Origin of the sequence: Chryseobacterium sp. RLHN22 (assembly GCF_051011795.1) — a bacterium.
Classification (GTDB): domain Bacteria; phylum Bacteroidota; class Bacteroidia; order Flavobacteriales; family Weeksellaceae; genus Chryseobacterium; species Chryseobacterium zhengzhouense.
In genome coordinates this window covers 239,562-262,218 of record NZ_JBPCHW010000002.1, presented here as the reverse complement: position 1 = coordinate 262,218, position 22,657 = coordinate 239,562, and the positions used below count along the sequence as shown (strand labels likewise).

The following is a 22,657-nucleotide window of genomic DNA, read 5'->3' as shown; positions in this document are numbered from 1 at the left end:
ATGTCTACGAAATACAAAGCATTAGATATTGATCAGGCTTACTTTATCACAATTACTACGGTAGGATGGATTGATGTATTTACCAGATTATCACAAAAAATGGTAATTATAGATTCATTAAAATACTGTCAGGCACAAAAAAATCTTTCTATTTTTGCATACTGTTTAATGTCAAATCACCTGCATATTTTCTGCAGAGCAGATGGAAAATATACGTTATCTGAAATCATGCGTGATTTTAAGAAATTTACTTCAAAAAAAATTATTGAAATCATACAATCTGAACCTGAAAGCCGAAAAGAATGGATGTTGGATTATTTTAAAAAATCCTGCGAACATTTATCTCGGGAACAAAAATTCAAAGTTTGGCAAGATGGATATCATGCCGAGGAAGTTTTTTCAAACAAATGGATTAAAGAAAAAATAAATTACATTCATCAAAATCCTGTGAAACAGAAAATAGTGACAGAACCTGAGCATTATTACTTCAGTAGTGCACGAAATTATGCAGACTTGGATAGTCCTTTGGATGTTTTTGTGGTTTTTATGGGATGAATAATTGTTGTGTGTTGTCGTCACGGATTGCAAATCCGCGACATCGGGAGGCTAGTTTATTAATTTAGCCGAATCCTCGTTAGTTACAAGTAATAATTCTTTATCAATTCTTTCTCCTTCCCCTGCTCCTTCATAAAAACATAAACAATCATCACTTGGAGAATAAGTAATATAATAAATTGAGCCTAACGGTTCGTAAATTTGAGCCAAAATAATATTACAAACCTCAATTTCAAATAATTTCATTGAAGCGCATAAATAACTGTCTACCTTATAAATAACTAATGAAAAACTAAACTTATTTTCTTCCGGAAGTAAAAAAGTAGGTAACTGAAAAGATTTTGAAATTTTCACTTTATCACAGATAGAAACCCATCCATTCACCGTTAATCTATTTTTAACTAGTCCTTCGCCACTTAGAAAGGGGATTTGTGTAAAATCATCTTTCTTATCATGGAATAAAAATTGTCTGAACCCATCAAAATCATCATTTAAAACAAATTCAGGTCCTTTAAAAAGAGATAAAAATTCGAAAGAAATCTTAGCACAGAATTTTAAATATTTTTTAACCGACCATTTATAAAGTACAAGTAATTCTTTATGCTGTTTTTGCTTCAGCAAATAAGTCGAAGTAGTAATTTCATTATAATTAAAATTACAATCTAAAATCTTTTTTATATCATTTTTATCTCGACCAACAACTATATATTTTGAATCATAAATTATAATTCTTGGATTGAAATTAAATGGCAATTTATCCGAAAGGTAGGTAGTAAAATCTTTTCTTTCTATGACATCTGCAAAATTTTTAAAATAGAAGATTGTATTTTGAATTTTTCCATCCGCATAATTATAACAAATAATTTCTCCATCTTCTTTAAAGATTAATTGTGGTGGAAATTGCTCTCCTTTAATATTTGTCGAAATAAACCATTCATTATATTCTTTTAACCATAGAAATACCTGTTTATATATTAAGCTCCTATCATCCTTTAAATAAATACTGCCTTTATTGTCCTTACTTATCCAATAATTTAGTGGAGAATACTTAAATATCCAGTCTTCAATATTTTTACCAAAAAATGAATTACAATTTTCGCAAACAGTTGCAAATAATTTATTTTTATTGTGTTCACTGATTAAAATACTTTTTGATAAGATATGAGCAATATTTTTTTTATTCTCTTTTTTACACCAGATACACAAAGTTGAATGATCTTCAGCAAAATCATAATTAATAATGAACGGAACCTTATATTTTTTTATCACTTCAATAAAAGTCTTTAATTAACTTTTTAATTCCTCAATTTTATTTCTAATTAATTTTATAAACTCTTTAATATCATCACTGAAATATTTTGAAAACTCACTCATCCATAAAGCTTTATCATGTCCTGAACGATTTTCTCCTAGCTTTAGATTTAATAAATCGTTTTCTTTAATAACAAACCTTGCTAAATAGATTTGATGATCAAGTTCTCGTTGTGCATCGTCACGAATTTTTTGGTTTTTACCTTTTTCTTTGTCGTGCATAGGCCAACGTGAATCATCTTGAATTTTTAATAATTTTTCTAACGCCCTTTCTAACTTTTCAATTTCTGGCATATTCTATATATTCTATTAACCCGATGTCGCGGATTTGAAATCCGTGACTATATGCTTTAAAATATTATAATTACATATTGTAAATATGTAATAAGCACGGATTACAAATCCGCGTTATCGATAAATGTGCTATCGCCAAAAAAGAAAATGCTCCCTACCGAAGCAGGAAGCATTTTCAACCCTAATATTTAATATAATTAACCCATTACAAAGAGACCCCTCGTCTCCATGGAATGAAATCATTCTGATTGAGTAGGTCGGCTTTGGTTTTTACCTCACCGCTGGCTACTTTAATGATGTATTCTAACAACTCATCTGCTGCTTCGGGAATCGTTTTATCTCCGCTGATGACCGTTCCTGCATTAAAATCAATAATATCCGGCATTTTCTCTGCCAAAACCGTATTCGAAGAAATCTTCACGACCGGAGAAATAGGGTTTCCCATCGGTGTCCCCAAACCGGTTGTGAAAAGAACTACGGTTGCTCCTGAGCCAACCAAAGCGGTTGTACATTCGGCATCATTTCCGGGAGTACACAGAAGATTCAGTCCTGGTTTTGTTGCGTATTCTGTAAAATCAAGAACTTCTACAATTGGGGCTGCACCACCTTTTTTGGCTGCTCCAGCGGATTTCATGGCATCGGTAATTAGACCGTCTTTGATATTTCCGGGAGATGGATTCATATCAAAACCTGAACCTGCCGCCACGACAGATTTTTCAAAATCTTTCATCAACTGAAGGAATTTCACACCATCTTCATCATTGATGCAACGGTTCACCAACTCCTGCTCTACTCCACACAATTCAGGGAATTCAGCTAACATGGTTGTTCCGCCGACTGCCGCCATAATATCAGAAACTTCACCCAAAACAGGGTTTGCAGAAATTCCTGAGAAACCGTCTGAACCACCACATTCCAAACCGATATTCAGTTTGGTGATTGGCGCAGGTTTTCTTTCAATATCGTTGGCTTTTTTAATACCTTCATAAGAATCTTTGATCACGCCGGTAAGCATTTCATCAATCGTTCCCGATTTTTGCTGTTCGTAAACAACGATTGGTTTTTTGTTATTCGGAGCCAAAGCGTGAAGGGCATCCATAAAAATCTGCACCTGAAGATTCTGGCAACCTAAACTTAGAACCGTCGCTCCTGCAACGTTCGGGTTGTTTACATATCCTGCAAACAGTCTCCCCAATGCTTCAGCATCCTGACGAATTCCACCACAACCGCCTTGGTGCGTGATGAATCTTACATCGATATTTTTAAATACTCTCGTATCTTCTTCTTTTTCTTCCTCAACAACATCAGTCGCGCCGCCATTTAATAATGATCGTAATAAAAGCTGATGTTTGCTGGCTTTATCGTGAAGTAATTCCTTTTCAAAAATATCTTTCAATGTTTCGATATTCTTGTTTTCGCAGAATACTAAAGGAAAGAAGAGCCAAACGTTTTCTGTTCCTACCTGTCCGTCTTCACGGTGATATCCCATGAAAGTACGGTCTTTCCATTTATCAACATTCGGTGGAGTCCAGCCTAACGTTTCAGTTTTACCTTCTACTTTTGCGCTTTGGTGTTTTACATTTTCAGTTGTAATGACTTCACCTTTTTTGATGGATTGATTCGCTTTTCCAACGATTACCCCATACATAATAACATGGTCACCATCTTCAAAATCTACAGCGGCAAATTTATGTTTAGCCTTAATATCTTTTACAACCGTATAATCTGTACCGTCAAGATGTACCGATTCTCCGGCGGGCAAATCCAACAGCGCTACAATAACGTTGTCTTTAGGATTTACTTTCAGTACTTTCTTTTGCATGATTTCTTAAGAATTGAATTGTACAAAATTGTTATACGCAGTTTCCATGTCATTGTGATCGATTTCGTACAATGCTTTGGCAACCGCTGTTTTCAAGCCTTCAACCTGAGTCAGATCCATGTCCCAGAAAGATTTTTCTGAAAGTGCCGATTCAGCTACTTTTTCGTAATCTTCATTCGCCCAGATTTCTTTAAATTTAGCAATAATTCCTGCTTCATCATTCAATGGAAGAGCTTTTTCACCATAACTTCCCTGATAGAATCTGATTAAACTTGCTAAAGAGAACGTAAGATTTACCGGTAATTTTCCGTTAGTTTCCACGTAAGTCAGTAAACTTGGTAAAACTCTTACTTTAAATTTAGAAACAAAATACAAAGCGATGCTCGCCAAATGGTGTTTAATGAAAGGATTTCTGAAACGGTCGAAAACTTCTTCCGCAAAATCTTTCAATTCAGTCATATCTAAACCTAAAGTCTGATTGACTTCATTAAAAATAGCATCACTTAAAAAAGTCCCGATAAACTGGTCATCAATCGCTTCTTTTACCAGTTCTTTTCCTGATAAAATCGCAGGAGCCAACATTAAAGTATGACCACCATTCAGGATTCTTACTTTTCTTAAACGATATGGCTGAATATCATCAACGACTAAAATCTGTTCGTTGATTTTATTGAGTGGAATTCTTTCATTTAAATTTCCAGCCTCCTGAATCACAAAAAGTAAGAAGCATTCTGAAACCACCATCATCTGATCTTCGTAATCCAACTGATCTTCGTAAGATTCTGCATCGTCTTTCGGATAACCCGGAACGATTCTGTCTACTAAGGTGTTATGAAAATAATTATTTTGTTCAATCCATTGCACAAATCCTTCTTCTAAATTCCAAAGTTGTGCATATTTGATGATGATGTCTCTTAATGTAAAGGCGTTGTCTTCGATTAATTCGCAAGGAATAATTCTTAAACCTTTATCTGCGGCTCCATTGAAATGCTTGAATCTTTCGTACAATAAAACCGCTACTTTCGCAGGGAAATTCTTGTGCGGACCTTGGTAAGAAGTTTCCGTTTCATCATAAGCAATTCCTGTTTCTGTAGTATTTGAAAATATAAACTCCAATTCTTCTTCTTTCGCCAAAGCTAAGAATTCATCGTAGTTTGCATAAGGATTTACCGATTTCTGAATCGCAGAAATGACCTGCTTTCCATCGTGGATTTCTCCTTTTTTAATTCCTCTTGTGAAAAGTGTATATAAATTGTCCTGCTCTTCCATTTTCTGAATAGAGCCGTTGGGTGTTGCCTGTAAATTAACAATTCCACCTTTCCAGTCGGTTTCTTTGTTTAATTTATCAATTATATAATCTGTGAATCCTCTCATGAAATTTCCGCCACCGAACTGTACTATTTTGATCGGAAGTTTTTCCTGAGAATTGTTTAATTCACGATTTAATTTTTGTTTTATTTGATTTTCCATCTTTCTAAATATTGTTGCGATTACTTTGGTTTGTTTTAAACGCAAAGGACGCAAAGTTTTCTTTTAAAGCTCGATGTATATTTTTAAGTTCGCAAAGGCGTTTGACTTCGTCGAATCTTCGATTTCACTTAAATAAGACAACAAAGAGTTTTTTATTTACTTTCTATTATACTTTTAACCATTAAGATTTATTAAGTATTTAAGTTTAGTTAAGAGAAATAAATTTCTTAAGCTTGCCTTTAATTTGCTCGCAAATTCTTAATATTTCTTAACTGCTAAAATGTTCTTAATGGTTTAAAAATTATTTAATCACTTTATATTTTGGAACCAATGTTTTCATTACTGTCCAGGCGATCAGGTATGCTACGGCGCAGATTGAGAAAATAATCATGTATCCTTTATCGATTCCGTCTACGACCACAGCTCCTGATTTTTCCAATTGCTCGAAGAATCCGTCCGGTAATCTTTCATTAACATATTGAGGATATTTTTCCAATAAAGGAGTTCCGTCAACCGTTGACCAAGCTTTGTGAGCGTGATCGAATAAAACTCCGGAAGATTTGTTGATGATAAATGATCCGATTCCACCCGCCATTCCACCAATTCCGGTGATGGTTGCAATGGCTTTTTTCGGGAACATATCGCCGACTGTTGAAAAGATATTTGCTGACCAAGCCTGGTGCGCTGCTCCTGCAATCCCGATGATTAAAACAGGAATCCAATATGTTGATCCACCTAAAGGTTGTGCTAAAAGTGCCAATAATGGGAAAAATGCGAAAATCAACATGGCTCTCATTCTTCCTGAATACGCGTTCATTCCTTTTTTTTCCACAAAATATTTTGGAAGCCATCCTCCGATAATGGAGAATAACGTTATCATATACAATACAAAAAGCGGGAATGCACTTTGCGTAGAATCCATTCCGTAAACAGAGCTCAAATATGCCGGAGTCCAGAATAAAAAGAACCACCAAACACCGTCCGTCATAAATTTACCAAAAGCAAATGCCCAAGTCTGTCTGTAGCTGAAACATTCTTTGAAAGTGAATTTTCTTTCTTCCGTCTGAGGTACAGCTTCTTCAGCAACAACCTCTTCCTGATCCTGATTGATATAATTTAATTCATGTTCGTTTACTTTATGATGCTCGTGAGGTTTTTTGTAATAGAAAACCCAAAGTCCCATCCATACAAATCCTAACGCACCAATAATGATAAACGCCCATTCCCAACCCATTGATTTGGCAATGAAAGGAATGGTAACCGGTGCCGCCAAAGCTCCAACCGTCGCTCCCGCGTTCCAGATACTGGTAGAAAATGCTCGGTCTTTTTTAGGGAAATATTCTGCTGTTGTCTTGATTGCAGCCGGGAAATTTCCAGCTTCACCGATGGCCAAAACAAAACGTGCAAAAATAAACAACGTTACACTCGTACTGATAATCGCTGAAGTATTGGAAACTGTTGCAATCATTTCTTTAGAACCGTGAAAACCAGCAAACCAGTTTCCAGTCAGAATTCCTGATGTTGCAATTCCGCAGAATGCATGTAAAACCGCACCGATAGACCAAACTCCGATGGCCCAAAGGAAACCTTTTTTGGTGTCCATCCAGTCTACGAATTTACCAGCGAAAAGCATTCCTACGGCGTAGAAAATAGAGAATAATGCAGTGATATTTCCGTAATCGTTATTGTTCCAGTGAAATTCTGGAGCAATAAAATCTTTCCACGTTAATGATAAAACCTGACGGTCCAAATAATTGATGGTCGTGGCAATGAACAGTAACGAACATATCGTCCATCTGAATGTACTTGGTTTAAGAGACTTAACCGAACTCATACTTGTTTAGAATTTAGTTACTTATTTGTTGTTTTTAACGCAAAGTCCGCAAAGATTTTTTTATCAAACTCCTGCATATTTTCGGTCGCAAAAGCGTTTGACTATGTCGAATCTACGATTTCACTCAGCGAAGGCGACGAAGCTATTTATTGCGTAACTTTTTAATTATTATTTTAAAGTCCGGATAATTTCCAACACTTTCTTCGTTTCATTTTCAATGGTTGCGTAATCTTTTGCAGCCATCAAATCTTTGCTTACCAATTTGCTTCCCATTCCAACCGCAGAAACTCCCGCTTTGAACCAGCTTTCGATACTTTCTTTCGTTGTGTCTACTCCACCCGTTGGCATAAATTTCAGATTTGGAAAAACATCTTTGATGGCACTCATAAATCCTGCACCTAAAGCATTTCCCGGGAATAATTTAATGAAAGTTACTCCTGCAGCTTCAGCGGTGATAATTTCAGTCGGCGTCATACAACCCGGACTGTACAAAACATCTTTTGGAATTAAAAATGCTGCCACTTCAGGCACAAAACCCGGACTGATAAAGAAATCTGCCCCAACTTGGTAATATTCCTCAGCTTGCTGTAGATTTTTAATTGTTCCGATTCCTAAAAGCATTTCCGGCATTTCCGCATTACGGATTTCTACCATTTTTGTAAAATTGCTCAACGCAGCTTCACCACGGCTTGTATATTCTACCGCACGGATTCCTGCTTTGTAAAGCGATTTTAATATGTCTATAGTTACCGTTTCATCAGCATTATAATACAAAGGCAAAATCCCCTGATTGATGATGGCATTGGTAACGGTTTGAATTTTTGTCATTTTGTTGAATTATCTTGTTTAAAAATAATTTTTAATGGGATTAAGTCTATCCTTTAGTGCGCTGTTCCTTTAAAGGCTTTTGTTTTTAACGCAAAGTCCGCAAAGATTTTTTTTGACTACTAACTGTTTTTAAGTTCGCAAAGGCGTTTCACTCAGCCAAGAACACAAATATTTTTTAGTTTAAAGTTATCAAAAACCAAAAGCTAGCAGCCAGAAGCCAACTTACCTTTTGATTCTTCCGCCAGAATTTCCGGTCATTACTTCGAGAATATCTTCTGCGCTGCAATAGTTGATGTCTCCTAAAATGGTGTGTTTGATGGCACAGGCGGCGTTTGCGAAATGTAAGGCTTTTTCATCATCGAAATTTTTTAAGCCATAAATTAAACCTGCTGCAAAGGCATCTCCCGTTCCGATTCTATCGACAACTTGGTCTATTTCTAAAAATTTAGTTTCAAAATAATTTCCGTTGACTAAAGCTCTTCCCTGTGTTTGCTGCGAACTTGCAGTAACTCCGATTCTGATTTTGTCGAAAATTTTATGAATGGATGGACATTGCTTTTTTAATTCTTCACAAGCTTCCAGAAAACCGTTTTTGTCTGATGAAAACTGAGTTCCTAAGATTTCGTTGATTTCATTCACACCGCCGATGAAAATGGTTGATAGAGAAACCAATTCTTTTAAAACTTCATTTCCATTTTTGCCATATTTCCAAAGGTTGGAACGGTAAGCCGGATCTGTTGTAATCTCAATTCCCAATTCACGAGCGGTTTTCAAACCTTCTTTCAAACTTTCATAAGCCGATTCTGAAATTCCCGGACTGATTCCCGTCCAGTGAAAATAATCGCAGCCTTCCAAAGCTTTTTTCCAGTCGATTTTTGCTGCTTCGATGTTTGCGAAAGAGCCGTTCAATCTGTTGTAAGCAATTCTGCTCGCACGAACCGACGATCCTACTTCTAAAAAGTACAAACCTAAAGGATGTTCATTTTTAGAAATAAAATTAGTATCAATTCCGAAGCTTTTTACAAAAGATAAAGCCGATTCTCCCACAAAATCATCAGAAACAGCGCTTACATGCTTCACTTCACAACCCATAGTTGCCAGTGATGAAGCGACATTAAGCTCAGTACCGCCGAAGAAAAATTCCATTTCATGGCTTTGCTTCATGGTTCTGTTTCCTGGAGGCGAAAGTCGCATGATGATTTCACCGAAAGTAAGTATTTTACTCATAAGTTTTTACTAACCTTAATTTTTTGAATATCTGCTGTTGTTTTAACGCAAAGTTCGCAAAGATTTTCTTTTTAAAACTTGATGTATATTTTTAAGTTCACAAAGGCGTTTCACTTAAATAAGACCACAAAGAGTTTTAGATATTCAATTATTTTTATTTAAACCATTAAGATTTTATTAAGGAGTTTAGAAAAATTAAGTTGAGCTTTACTTTAAGCGGCCAGCTTAATAAAATCTTAGATTTTAAACTTAAAAAAACTTAACCTTTTAATTTCCTTAATGGTTTAAAAATATTTTGAATCTCTCACAGATTTAGCAAATTTTGCAGATTTAAAATGATCTGCGTAATCAGCTAAATCCGCAAGAGAAATTATTAAAATTTAAAAATCGAAATAATTTTTGGCATTATGGTAACAAATATTGGAAATAATTTTCCCAACATGCTCCATATCATCAGGCAATTCGCCTTTTTTCATTTCTTCGCCAAAAAGATTACACAATACTCTTCTGAAATATTCGTGTCTCGGGAAAGATAAGAAACTTCTGGAATCTGTCAACATTCCAACGAAACAGCTGATTAATCCCATGTTTGAAAGGGCGTTCATCTGCTTGATCATTCCGTCTTTTTGGTCTAAAAACCACCATCCTGAACCAAACTGTACTTTTCCTTTGATGCTTCCATCATTGAAATTCCCAATCATCGTTGCGAAAATTTCGTTGTCGGCAGGATTTAAGTTATAAAGAATTGTTTTTGTTAATTTATCTTTTCCGTCTAAAGCGTTTAATAATTTAGACAAAGTTTCAGCCTGAACGAAGTCACCGATAGAATCCCAACCCGTATCAGGGCCTAAAATTCTGTGCATTCTTTCGTTGTTGTTTCTCAACGCTCCCAAATGGAACTGCTGAACCCAACCGAATTTGTGGTAAGCTTCACCTAAGAAAAGTAAAATCGCAGTTTTGAACTGATTTACCTGCTTTTCAGCAATTACTTTTCCGGCTAATTTATCAGCAAAGATTGTTGAAACTTCAGCTTCGGTAGCTTCTTCGAAAGAAATATTGTTCAATCCGTGGTCGCAAAGCCTGCATCCGTTTTCGTGGAAATATTCAATTCTTTTTAACAAAGCATCGCACAAAGTCTGGTAAGAATTGATTTCAATTCCTGCCGACTCGCCCAATTTAGCAATATAATCTGCGAAGTTGTGGTTTTCAATTAAAATCGCCTTATCAGGGCGGAATGCGGTACTTACTTTAACTTTCCAGTCACTTTTTGCCAAATCCTGGTGGTAATTCAAAATGTCGATAGGATCTTCCGTTGTGCACAAAGATTCTACATTCATCATTTCCAGCAAACCTCTTGTCGATTTTTCAGGAGTTTGAAGCTGAGCGCTGATGTTTTCGTAAATTTCTGAAGCGTTATTTTCATTTAACAATTCATCAATTCCGAAATATCTTTTTAATTCTAAATGCGTCCAGTGATACAAAGGGTTTCTCAAGGTATAAGGAACTGTTTTAGCCCAAGCTTCGAATTTTTCTTTGTCTGAAGCATCTCCGGTGATGAATTTTTCATTCACACCCATCGTACGCATGGCTCTCCATTTGTAGTGATCGCCGGCAATCCACACCTTAGAAATATTATCGAAAACTGTATTTTCTGCGATATCTTTAGGAATCAAATGATTGTGATAATCGATGATTGGCTGCTTTTCTGCGTAGTTGAAGTATAATTCTTCAGCGTATTTATTCTGTAATAAAAAGTTATCTGTGATAAAAGATTTCATTGTCGTTTGATTCTAGTGTTACTCGTTTGAAGGCTTTCCGATGGTTGCCAAAATTCCTCCATCAACGTAAATAATCTGTCCGTTGATGAACTTACTTGCGTCTGAAGCCAGGAAAATAGCCGTTCCTGCAAGATCTTCAGGATTTCCCCATCTTCCTTCCGGAGTTCTGCTGATGATAAATTCGTTGAACGGATTTCCGTCCACTCTGATTGGTTCTGTTTGCGACGTTGCAAAATATCCCGGACCGATTCCGTTTACCTGAATATTATGTTTCGCCCATTCTGTTGCTAAATTTTTGGTAAGCATTTTCAGTCCGCCTTTTGCTGAAGCATACGCTACAACATTATCACGGCCAAGTTCACTCATCATTGAGCAAATATTGATGATCTTTCCTGATTTTCTTTTAATCATGTGCTTTCCAATTAATTTGGACATGATGAAAGGTCCGGTAAGATCTACATCGATTACTTTTCTAAAGTCTTCCACCTCCATATCAACCGCCGGAATTCTTTTGATAATACCTGCATTGTTGACCAAGATGTCTATTTTTCCATGAGTAGCTTCCATTAGGGCTACCTTCTGAGCGGCTTCCAGTTCGTCGGTGACGTCAAAAATATATCCTGTTGCTTTGTATCCTTTAGAATGATAATACTCAAGCGCTTCGTCTAATTTTGACGGTGTTGTACTTGTGATGGCCAGTTCAGCTCCTGCAGCGGCAAGACCTTCAGCCATTGCCATTCCCAATCCGTGAGTTCCGCCTGTAACAACGGCCACTTTACCGGATAAATCGAATAAATTCATGTGAAAAATTACTTTAGTTCGTTTGTTTTAACAGCGTCCATATCGCCATAATCCATATTTTCGCCTGCCATTCCCCAGATAAACGTGTAGTTGGAAGTTCCAACGCCTGAGTGAATAGACCATTCCGGAGACAATACAGCTTCATTGTTTTTCATAAAGATATGACGTGTTTCATTTGGCTGACCTAAGAAATGACTTACCGCCTGACCGTCTTCCAGATCAAAATAGAAATAAACTTCCATTCTTCTGGTATGTGTGTGAGAAGGCATGGTGTTCCAAACGCTTCCCTCGTGCAGTTCGGTCATTCCCATTTGCAGCTGGCAGGTTTCCAGCACGCTGTTTACAATCAGTTTGTTGATTGTTCTTCTGTTTGCGTATTTTGTTTCGCCCAGTTCTACAATTTCAGCTTCGTTCTTGGTGATTTTCTTTGTAGGATAAGAATGATGAGCCGGCGCAGAATTGAAATAAAATAAAGTCTGACCTTCATTTCCGTTTTCAAAAACAACATCTTTTGCTCCTTTTCCGATGTATAATGCTTCCTTATTTCCCAGTTCAAAAACTTCACCGTCAACAGTCACCTTTCCGGCTGCACCTACGTTGATGATTCCTAATTCTCTTCGGTCTAAGAAATTTTCAGCTTTCAGATCGTCTGTCGGTTCCAGCTTCAATGCGCTATTTACAGGCATTGCACCACCAACAATCATTCTGTCGTACATAGAATATACAACATTAATCTGCTCTTCATTAAACAAATTATCGATCAGAAAATCTCTTCTTAAGTCCTCGGTTGTATATTTTTTTACATCTTCTGGGTGATGAGCGAAACGAAACTCTGAATTTGTCATACTTTAGATTTTATACTTACATTATGGTTTAAAAAAACCTGTTAAACATTGCGTAATCGATTGCATTTAATTACACTAAAAATTACAGAAATACTTGAGGTCTAATATAGAAATAATAATCAATTCGTTAACAAAAATTTAATTTAAATTTACAACTAATTGATTTTCAAAATAATAATATGGAAAATAATTTTATATTTTAAATTTAAAAGAGATAAAATTCGTTACAATTTTTACCAAAACTTACCATAACTATATATTAAAATAGAATCATGCCAACAATTATTTATAAGTTAAATCAAATAGTGTTTAGATAATGATATATATTATAAAATAAGAATAATCATACATTTTAATGTTTTTTTTACCATTAATAAAATACACAAAACAATTTGACGAAAAATATGATAAAAATCAGATATTGATACTAAAAATACTTTTGACTGTAGTTTTTGGGAGTTTTAAAGTATGAAAAAAATAGAATTTTTGTCAAATTTCATAGAATTTCGATTATTAAGCAATGAAAGTTTTAACATTTTCCCAATTTGATATGGAGTATTAAAAACAAAATTAAATAACTCAAAAACAACAACTTAAAATAAAAACACAATATCAAATTTTATATCTATTAACAAATCAAACAATCAAATTAATAAAAAAATAACATTTTTTTCTTTGTGTAATGAAAAATAATATTAGTTTAGAAGCCAGGATATTTTATCGTAAAAATTTACGCAATCGATTGCACAATAAAAGCGTATAACTGACGAAAAATATCTGCTAAAAAAACAGAATACTTAAAAATCCAAAAAACTTAAGGAGAAACAACACATTTCTCTACCACAATTAAACTATATAAGGATACATTAATGGATAAAAAAGTACATTCAATAAAGTGGTTATATTTAACTGTCTTTCTTCTTCCTGTACTTGGTATGGCCCAGGAAAAAGATAAGGAAAAAGAAACCAAAATCGATGAGGTGGTTTTGGTAGGATACACCAAAGTTTCTAAGAAAGATGTTACGAACTCTGTTTCTTCCGTTAAAGCAGAGGCAATCAAAGATATGCCTTCTACAAATGCTGCTGAAGCGATTCAGGGAAGAATGGCCGGAGTGAAAGTTGCACTCAGTGAAGGATCTCCCGGAGCTGATGTGGATATCGTCATACGTGGAGGTACTTCTATTACAGGAAGTAATGCTCCTCTATATATTGTAGATGGTGTTCAGATGGACAATGCGCTCACTGTTTTATCTCCAAAAGAAATTGAATCTATCGAGGTACTGAAAGATGCTTCATCAACCAATATTTATGGTGCACGAGGCGCAAACGGCGTTGTATTGATTACAACAAAAAGCGGTCGTAAAAAAGCCAGAACATTAATCAATTACAATGGTTTTCTGGGTGTACGAAAAATCCAGAATACGATTGATGTACTGGATCCGTATCAATACGTGCTTTATCAGTATGAGCTATACAACAAAGCCGGTATTGATACCGATATTACTACATTTACCAACAGATACGGCACTTTTGATCAGCTCAGCAAATATCGAGATGTAAAAAAGAGAGACTGGCAGGACGAAGTTTTCGGAAGAGAAGCTTTTAACTTTACAAACAATTTATCTGTAACAGGCGGCTCGGAAAATTCATCATTCTCATTATCCTTAAATAATGTTGAAGAGGATGGGATTATGATTGGTTCCGGGTTTAAAAGAAATATGGCTAATTTCAAATACGACTATGACATTTCTAAAAAGCTAAGCCTGGGTCTTAATGCTCGCTACAGCCGCCAAACCATTTTTGGCGCGGGAACATCAGCTACCGGCTCCCAAAGTACAAACCGTTTGAGGAATTCTGTGCGCTATCAACCATTTGAAGGAGTGTCAACGGTAAATGTTGATGAGTTTGATCCTTTGTTTGCCGATCAAACAAATCTTGTCAACCCTATCCTTCTGGCTAATAATGAGATCAAAGAGAACGGAAGAAATGATCTGATGCTTAATGGTACTATTGAATATAAGATTAATAAAAACTTTACCTTCCGAAGTGTTTTAGGATATGTTCAAAGGGATGAATTCATCAATCAATTTTCAGGAACTGTAACCAGTGTTGCCAGACAAAATAATGACCAACCTGTTGTTGTATTAAGTAAGGGACAAACCAGACGTATCACAAATACTAATACATTAAATTTCAGAAAAACATTCGGCAATCATAAACTTGATTTATTAGCCGGACAGGAAATTGTAAAAACAGACGGTGAAACATTGGCAATGACCATAAAATGGTTTCCGAAATCAATCACTGCTCAGGAAGCTTTTGCCAATATCCAGGCAGCTTCGCCACCTGCAGGACTGGTTCAGGATGCGCCAAGAGCCGGAAGACAGCCGGATCGCCTTGCTTCTTTTTTTGGTAGAGCCAACTATATCTACAAAAACAAATATATTTTAACAGCTTCCATGAGAGCTGACGGATCCAGCGTATTTGCTCCGTCAAACAGATGGGGATATTTTCCTGCAGCATCCGTAGCGTGGAAAATTAAGGAAGAAAATTTCTTAAAAGAAAGCCAGACCATCAGTGAGTTAAAACTTCGTGCAGGATACGGTTTATCCGGGAACAACAGAATTGGAGCATTTTTGTATGACACCTTCTTTACTACCTCTTCAGATTACGGCTATGCCTTTGGAACGAACGTGACACCAGGGGCAACTACTGGAAATATCATGGCTAATAAGAACGTAAAGTGGGAAGCTGCTGCTTCAAAAAATGTTGGTTTGGATTTTGGCTTATTTAAAGGTAAAATTTATGGTACTTTAGACCTGTACAAAACTGACACGAAAGACCTTTTGCTTCTCACACAAATTCCAAAAGACAGGGGATACGAATATCAGTATCAAAACTCAGGTAGTACTGAAAATAAAGGGATTGAATTCTCAATTGGAAGCGCCATTATAAGCAATGAAAACTTCAGCTGGAATATTGATGCCAACATTTCTTCTAACAGGAATACCATCAAAAGTTTAGGTAATAATGCTTCTGCAAGTGCAAATTATTATTATTTCCCTTCAGGATGGCAGAATAATTTAAATGATTTTCTTGTACAGGTTGGTAAACCTGTAGGTACTTATTGGGGATATGTAACTGGAGGAAGATATGAAATAAGTGATTTTGATTACAATCCGACCACTCAGATATATACTTTGAAAGACGGAATTCCAAGCTCTGCTGCTGCTGCAAACGGAGCAAAACCAGTTCAGCCCGGAGATCTAAAACTTGTGGATCTTAATGGTGACGGAATAATTGATAATAAGGATATGACAGATTTAGGAAATGCACAACCTAAATTCTATGGTGGCTTTAACCAGACTTTCCGTTATAAAAACTGGGATATGAGCTTAATGTTTAATTTCTCTGTCGGTAATAAAGTTTACAACGCCAATAAAATTGAATATTCAACGCAATACTTATACAGAGACAACAATATGTTGGCAGAAGTGGCTGACAGATGGAGATGGTTTAATGATCTAGGTGAAAAAGTAAATGATCCGACAGCTCTTGCTGCGTTAAATGCCAATACAACCGGGTGGACTCCGCCTGCCGGAGCTTACTTCCTTCATTCTTATGCTATTGAAGACGGATCGTTCCTAAGACTGAATAACGTAACTTTAGGATATTCTTTAGGCAAAGATTTCACAAAACAGCTTGGACTCTCCAATTTCAGACTGTATTTCACAATGAACAATGTATTTACAATCACCGGATATTCCGGCTATGACCCTGAAGCCAATACAAGAAGAAACCCTTTAACCCCTGGTGTAGATTATGCAGCTTACCCGCGAAGCAGATTTATATTATCAGGAGTTGACATAACTTTTTAACCCTACTATTATGAAGAAAAATAGATTTTTAATAACACTTTTTGCGATCGCAGGAACTCTTACGGTAAATTCCTGTAATGATTTTCTTGAAGTAGAAAGCTTATCCAATACTGCTGAAAAGCAACAGTTTGATTCAGCTTCAGATACATTCTCCGCACTTGTGGGTGTATATAATGCTACGATGGGTGATAATACCTATGGACAAAGAATGAATCTTATCCTTACTCAGTCAGGAGATGACTTAAGAACATCAGGTGACTATAATGCAAACGACAGAAGAGGAATCAGCTGTTTTGGTGCAATACCTACCAATACAGAGCTTTCAAAACCTTTTTTAGACACCTATGCCGGAATTGAAAGAGCCAACCTTGTCATCAAAAATATTCCTTTGTCTCCCGTTTATCAGACAGGCTCGGCTGCTGATAAAAAATTAATGGACAGATATTTAGGAGAAGCATTAACCTTAAGAGCACAATTCTATTATGATTTAATTAAAAACTGGGGAGATGTGCCTTTCCAGGATGTACCTTCATCTGATCTTCCAGATTTATATCTACCTAAGACAGACAGAGATATAATTTATGATAAAATCCTAGATGATCTTCTGAAAGCAGAAACTTTAGTTCCTTGGAGAGCAGAGGCAAACACTACTGCACAGAGAATATCAAAAGCAGCAGTAAAAGGTTTAAGAGCAAGAATAGCATTAGCAAGAGCCGGCTGGTCTTTAAGAAGAAATCCACAACAAATGATGCAGGGATCCAATCCACAAAAATATTACAAGATAGCTTATGATGAATGTAAAGACATCATTAATTCTGGTCAGCATCAATTGAATCCTAGCTACGAGGGAATGTTCAGATCACTGCATACCAATAGCCAGGACGCCACCAACGAAGTTATTTATGCTATTGGAGCCTTTGGAGGAAACTCAAGGACAGACAGTAAAATCGGTTACTATAACGGATTGAGACATGATGATACCGATTGGAAATCTTCGGGCGGTATCAATGCTATACCTGTATATTTCTATGAATTTGGGAAAAACGATTTAAGAAGAGACGTCAACATTGCAATCTTCAGAGTAAGTGCAACCAAACAGGCAGACCTTCAGACTTCTATCAACTGGAATGACGGCAAATTCAGAAAATCATGGACAAGTATTACAGGTACTTCACAAAATTTAGGAATTGACTGGCCGTTGTTGAGATATGCCGATATCTTATTAATGTTTGCAGAAGCAGATAATGAGTTGAACGGAGGTCCTTCTCAGGAAGCCATAAATGCGGTTTTGGCAGTAAGACAGAGAGCGTATGCAGGCAATCTTGGGCAGGTAGGAACCATTCCTACAGGTAAAGCTGCATTTTTTGATTATATTGTGAAAGAAAGACAGCTGGAATTTGGAGGAGAGGGACTGAGAAAATATGATCTTATCCGTTGGAATCTTCTGGAAACAAAAATAAACGAAACCAGAGCCAAACTTACTCAATTTATGAACGGTACTGGAGCGTATGCAAATGTTCCTGAGTACATTTTCTACAAAAAACCGGCATCTACAGTATCTAATTACAACCCGGCAAAAACTGCACAGCAGAATGTTTTAGACATTGACTTCTATACTACAGGCGGTGTAGCAAAAACTGATGTTTTCTATGCTCCAAACCAATCTGTAGCAACACCTTCAGGATATACCAAAGTAAACTGGAGACTGGCTATGACTCAACCATACATCAGTGGAGACCCGGTGAAAAGTTATGCTTATTATTTCCAGCCAAACAGAAAAGAACTTTTACCCTTATCTCTAGATGTTGTTAATGCAAATTATAATCTTACCCAAGATTATGGGTATTAGTAAAAATATACATTCATATTAGTTAATTTTCAGTACAGACTTGCTTCTTTTAAGAAGAAGGTCTGTACTTTTCTTCAAAGAAAAATTCGGAGATATGCAGATTTCAGGTTTAAAAAATAACATCAAATTCTTAGCTGTTTTTTCGCTGGTCGTTATCAGTCTTCTTTCTTTCAAAATTAATGATGAGAAAACCATCATCGTTTCGAAAGACGGAAAAGGCAATTTCACGACGATTCAACAGGCAATTGACGCTGTTGAAGAAGGTACATCGGCAAGAACAAAAATTATTGTAAAACCGGGAACTTACAGAGAAAAAATAACTGTTTCTGAAACAAAAAGCCCGATAATTTTAATAGGAGAAAATCCTGAAAATACCATTTTGGTTTATGCCGATCATGCTTCGAAACAAAACGCAGAAGGTAAAAATATCGGAACAACAGGTTCATCGAGTATTTTTATTTTTTCTAATGATTTTTCAGCGAAAAATATCACATTTCAAAATGATGCAGGTCCGGTCGGACAAGCCGTTGCAGTTTTAACGACAGGCGATAGAATTGCATTTGAAAATTGTAAATTTTTAGGATTTCAGGATACCCTTTATACGAAAGGAGCTCAAGATGCTTTAGATAAAACCAAAATCTCCAGGAACTATTTTAAAAACTGCTACATTGAAGGCACAACCGATTATATTTTCGGGGCGGGAACTGCTGTTTTTGAAAACTGTACGATTTATTCCAAGAAAAATGCATCGTATGTTACTGCAGCTTCTACAATAGAAGGCAATGAATTTGGCTACGTATTTATTAACTGTAATGTAACGGGCAATGCAGATGCAAATTCTGTATATTTGGGACGTCCGTGGAGACCATTTGCCAAAACGGTTTATATAAATTGCGCAATCGATTCCACAATCAAAAAAGAAGGATGGCACAATTGGTCTAAACCTGATGCAGAAAAGACCACTTTCTATGCAGAATACAATTCTAAAGGAGACGGAGCTGATGTTTCTAAAAGGGTTTCGTGGTCACACCAATTAACAAAAGAACAAAGTAAAAAATATACGGCTAAAAATATTCTTTCAGCAAAAGACAACTGGGATTTCAAAAAAGCACTTAAATAATATCAGATTATGAAAGATACTTTTTTTTTATTTTCAGTACTCGGAATTTTTACTCTACAAAACTGTACGACTCAGTCGAAATTATCAGCTGAAAAGGAAACGGTAATCTCAGGAAAAACCATCAGTTTCCCCGGAGCAGAAGGTTTTGGAAGGTTCACAACCGGAGGAAGAGGCGGAAAAGTTTTATTCGTAACCAAATTAACCGATGACGGTTCTGAAGGTACTTTAAGATATGCTTTGGAACAAAAAGGAGCAAGATACGTCGTTTTTAAAACAGCAGGAACAATTTATCTAGAATCTCCTTTAAAAATAAAAGAAGGCAACGTTACCATTGCCGGACAAACCGCTCCCGGAGACGGAATTACCGTTGCCAATTACGAAACTTTCGTAGCTGCAGACAATGTCATTATTCGTTACATGAGGTTCAGAATGGGCGATCTGAAAAGGTTTGAAGGAGATGCATTAGGCGCAAGATTTATCAAAAATCTTATTGTTGACCATTGTTCGATGAGCTGGTCTACTGATGAAACCGTTTCTATTTATGCCAACGAAAATACCACGCTTCAATGGTGTGTGATTTCAGAAAGCCTAAGGAATTCTGCTCATCAGAAAGGCGCTCATGGATATGGTGGAATCGCAGGTGGAAAATTTGCATCATTCCACCACAACCTTTATGCAAACCATGACAGTAGAAATCCACGATTGGGAGAGTATGCAGGAAGTAAATTTGCGTTGACTGATTTAACGGATTTTAGAAATAATGTCATTTACAATTGGGGACACAACAATATTTATGGCGGCGAAGGGATGAATGTAAACATTATCAATAACTATTATAAACCGGGATCGGCAAGTTTAAATAAAAAAAGAATTGCAGCTATTGATAAAAATCAAAAGCCTGACACAGAAGTATATAACATCTGGGGTAAATATTACATTTCAGGAAACATTTCTGAAGGAAATCCTGAAGTAACGGCAGACAATTGGGAAAATGGAGTTTTCAATCAGATGAAATCGTACAATTTAACAAAAGCTGATAAAAATTCAATTAAAATTAATCAGCCACACGATATTCAGAATAATGTTAAAACAGATTTACCAAAAGATGCTTATGAAAAAATATTGCAGATCGGTGGGGCAAGTTTCGTGAGAGATAAGGTCGATTTGAGAGTTTTAAAAGATGTAAAAAACGGAACATTCACTTATCAAGGTTCACTTGGAAGCAAAAACGGGATCATCGATTCTCAAAAAGATGTCGGCGGATTTCCCGAATTGAAAATGGGAAAAATTCCTGTTGATTCAGACAACGACGGAATGCCTGATGAATGGGAAATCAGACATCATCTCAATCCTAATAAATATGATGCAAACGGAAGAGATTTAAATAAAAACTACGATAACATCGAGGTGTATACTCACAGTATTGTGCAGGATATTACCAAAAAACAATAATAGTACTTTTACTAAAATTAAATTTAAAACAGAAAAATCAACTTTAAAACTATATAAAATGAATTTCATTAATCATAAAATTAAAGTGTTGGCATTCGCTGCTTTAAGTTCGGGAATATTTCTGGCTTGTGCCCAGACAAAAACAGCAGCCGTTTCAAAACCGGCGACAGAAACTTCCAAGTCAGGAAAAGTAGTTCCAACCAACTTAAAATGGTCTGAAAGAATGATGCTTTCTGAAATGCACCGTTTTCCGCAAGCCTGGATGCTGGATTTCAGTAAAAGTCCAAAATGGACCTATCCATCCGCAATTGTTTTGGATGGCGCAGAAAAATTATATGCTAAAACGGGCAAAAAAGAATATTACAACTATATCAGCGATTTCGGTAAAGATTTGATTAAAGAAGACGGAACAATTCTTACATACGACCTTGATAAGTACAACATCGATATGCTGAACAGCGGAAATGTTCTTCTTTATTTGTATGAAAAAGAGAAAAAAGAAAAATATTTAAAAGCACTTCAAACGTTACGTTTACAAATCGACGGACAACCAAGAACCAAAGAAGGATCTTTCTGGCACAAAAAAATCTATCCTTATCAGGTTTGGCTGGACGGCTTGTACATGGGAATGCCTTTCTACACGCATTATACAAAAGATTTCGTAAAGGGTGCAGATGCTCAGAAAGCGTATGATGATATTGTTTTCCAGTTTGAGTCTGTTCAGAAAAATATGTTAGATAAAAAAACGGGACTTCTTTATCATGGCTGGGACGAAAGCAAAGAGCAAGCTTGGGCCAATAAAGAAACCGGACTTTCACCTAATTTCTGGGGAAGAGCAATGGGCTGGTACGGAATGGCAATGGTAGACGTTCTGGATTATTTACCAAAAGACCATCCGGGAAGAGCAAAATTAATTTCTTATATAAAATCTTACGCCGATGCAATAATTAAAGTTCAGGATAAAAAATCGGGGCTTTGGTATCAGATTCTGGACAAGCCTTTGGAAAAAGGAAATTATGAAGAAGCAACCGCATCTGCAATGTTTGTTTATACCATCATTAAGTCTGTTAACGAAAGTTACCTTCCAAAATCGTACAAAGCTGCTGCTAAAAAAGGGTATGACGGAATTATCAAAAATTTAATCACAGTAGATGAAAACGGAGTGGTAAACTTAAATAAATGCTGCGCCGTTGCCGGATTAGGCGGAAAACCCTACAGAGATGGTTCTTATGAATATTATGTAAACGAAGAAATCCGCTCCAACGACGGAAAAGGAACAGGACCATTCATTTTGGCAAGTTTGGAATTTGAAAAATAATACTTTAAAACCATTAAGAAGAATTAAGAAGTTAAGATTCATTTAGTTTAAAATCTATGATTTTATTAAGTTAATTACTTAAAGCGAAGCTCACCTTAATTTTTCTAAACTCCTTAAATCAAATCTTAATGGTTAAAAATAAATATCTGTAATAAAGAAACTTTGAGATCTTATTTAAGTGAAATCAAAGATTCGACGAAGTCAAACGCCTTTGCGAACTTAAAAATATATATCACGTTTTGAAAAAGAAACCTTTGCGCCCTTTGCGTTAAAAA

At 36.0% G+C, this 22,657-nt stretch carries 16 protein-coding genes; 6 read left to right on the top strand and 10 right to left on the bottom strand.

The genetic code is table 11. The features are described 5' to 3' along the window. Entirely contained in the window at positions 1–555 is a 555-nt protein-coding gene (locus ACR1PN_RS03495) for an REP-associated tyrosine transposase (protein WP_433978903.1), read from the top strand. Positions 556–606: 51 nt separating this feature from the next. Here the strand turns inward: ACR1PN_RS03495 and ACR1PN_RS03490 are convergent, their stop codons facing one another. The 10 genes from ACR1PN_RS03490 to kduI all read right to left on the bottom strand — a co-directional run bounded on the left by ACR1PN_RS03490 (position 607) and on the right by kduI (position 12,765). Continuing rightward, the gene (locus tag ACR1PN_RS03490) at positions 607–1,824 is read right to left on the bottom strand and encodes a hypothetical protein (protein WP_433978902.1); all 1,218 of its coding nucleotides are present in this window, start codon (positions 1,822–1,824) and stop codon (positions 607–609) included. 18 nt (positions 1,825–1,842) lie between these two features. Next, positions 1,843–2,160 (bottom strand): hypothetical protein, encoded by a 318-nt coding sequence (locus tag ACR1PN_RS03485; RefSeq protein WP_433978901.1) that lies wholly within the window; start codon positions 2,158–2,160, stop codon positions 1,843–1,845. 205 nt (positions 2,161–2,365) lie between these two features. Beyond that, the gene (locus ACR1PN_RS03480) at positions 2,366–3,982 is read right to left on the bottom strand and encodes a UxaA family hydrolase (RefSeq protein WP_433978900.1); all 1,617 of its coding nucleotides are present in this window, start codon (positions 3,980–3,982) and stop codon (positions 2,366–2,368) included. Between the two features lie 6 nt (positions 3,983–3,988). Further along, positions 3,989–5,452 (bottom strand): tagaturonate reductase, encoded by a 1,464-nt coding sequence (locus ACR1PN_RS03475; RefSeq protein ID WP_433978899.1) that lies wholly within the window; start codon positions 5,450–5,452, stop codon positions 3,989–3,991. Between the two features lie 301 nt (positions 5,453–5,753). Then, positions 5,754–7,286: an MFS transporter gene (locus tag ACR1PN_RS03470; protein ID WP_433978898.1), complete on the bottom strand. Its 1,533-nt coding sequence runs from the start codon at positions 7,284–7,286 to the stop codon at positions 5,754–5,756. Between the two features lie 168 nt (positions 7,287–7,454). Beyond that, on the bottom strand, positions 7,455–8,114 hold the full coding sequence (locus tag ACR1PN_RS03465; RefSeq protein WP_433978897.1) for a bifunctional 4-hydroxy-2-oxoglutarate aldolase/2-dehydro-3-deoxy-phosphogluconate aldolase: 660 nt from the start codon (positions 8,112–8,114) through the stop codon (positions 7,455–7,457). Between the two features lie 222 nt (positions 8,115–8,336). Continuing rightward, positions 8,337–9,341 carry a sugar kinase gene (locus ACR1PN_RS03460; RefSeq protein WP_433978896.1) on the bottom strand — a complete coding sequence of 335 codons (1,005 nt, stop codon included), beginning with the start codon at positions 9,339–9,341 and terminating at the stop codon, positions 8,337–8,339. Positions 9,342–9,721: 380 nt separating this feature from the next. Continuing rightward, positions 9,722–11,119: a glucuronate isomerase gene (gene uxaC, locus ACR1PN_RS03455; protein WP_433978895.1), complete on the bottom strand. Its 1,398-nt coding sequence runs from the start codon at positions 11,117–11,119 to the stop codon at positions 9,722–9,724. 18 nt (positions 11,120–11,137) lie between these two features. Beyond that, positions 11,138–11,920: a gluconate 5-dehydrogenase gene (locus ACR1PN_RS03450; RefSeq protein WP_312076999.1), complete on the bottom strand. Its 783-nt coding sequence runs from the start codon at positions 11,918–11,920 to the stop codon at positions 11,138–11,140. Between the two features lie 8 nt (positions 11,921–11,928). After that, positions 11,929–12,765 (bottom strand): 5-dehydro-4-deoxy-D-glucuronate isomerase, encoded by an 837-nt coding sequence (kduI, locus tag ACR1PN_RS03445; protein WP_433978894.1) that lies wholly within the window; start codon positions 12,763–12,765, stop codon positions 11,929–11,931. Between the two features lie 869 nt (positions 12,766–13,634). Between kduI and ACR1PN_RS03440 the strand changes: the two genes are divergently transcribed. The 5 genes from ACR1PN_RS03440 to ACR1PN_RS03420 are packed head-to-tail and all read left to right on the top strand — an operon-like array spanning position 13,635 to position 22,382. Continuing rightward, positions 13,635–16,643: a SusC/RagA family TonB-linked outer membrane protein gene (locus tag ACR1PN_RS03440; protein ID WP_378177561.1), complete on the top strand. Its 3,009-nt coding sequence runs from the start codon at positions 13,635–13,637 to the stop codon at positions 16,641–16,643. Between the two features lie 10 nt (positions 16,644–16,653). After that, on the top strand, positions 16,654–18,492 hold the full coding sequence (locus ACR1PN_RS03435; RefSeq protein ID WP_433978893.1) for a RagB/SusD family nutrient uptake outer membrane protein: 1,839 nt from the start codon (positions 16,654–16,656) through the stop codon (positions 18,490–18,492). A gap of 40 nt (positions 18,493–18,532) precedes the next feature. After that, positions 18,533–19,612 (top strand): pectinesterase family protein, encoded by a 1,080-nt coding sequence (locus ACR1PN_RS03430; protein WP_433978892.1) that lies wholly within the window; start codon positions 18,533–18,535, stop codon positions 19,610–19,612. Between the two features lie 9 nt (positions 19,613–19,621). Beyond that, positions 19,622–21,064: a pectate lyase gene (locus ACR1PN_RS03425; protein ID WP_433978891.1), complete on the top strand. Its 1,443-nt coding sequence runs from the start codon at positions 19,622–19,624 to the stop codon at positions 21,062–21,064. 58 nt (positions 21,065–21,122) lie between these two features. Next, positions 21,123–22,382 carry a glycoside hydrolase family 88/105 protein gene (locus ACR1PN_RS03420; RefSeq protein WP_433978890.1) on the top strand — a complete coding sequence of 420 codons (1,260 nt, stop codon included), beginning with the start codon at positions 21,123–21,125 and terminating at the stop codon, positions 22,380–22,382. Positions 22,383–22,657: the final 275 nt, after the last annotated feature.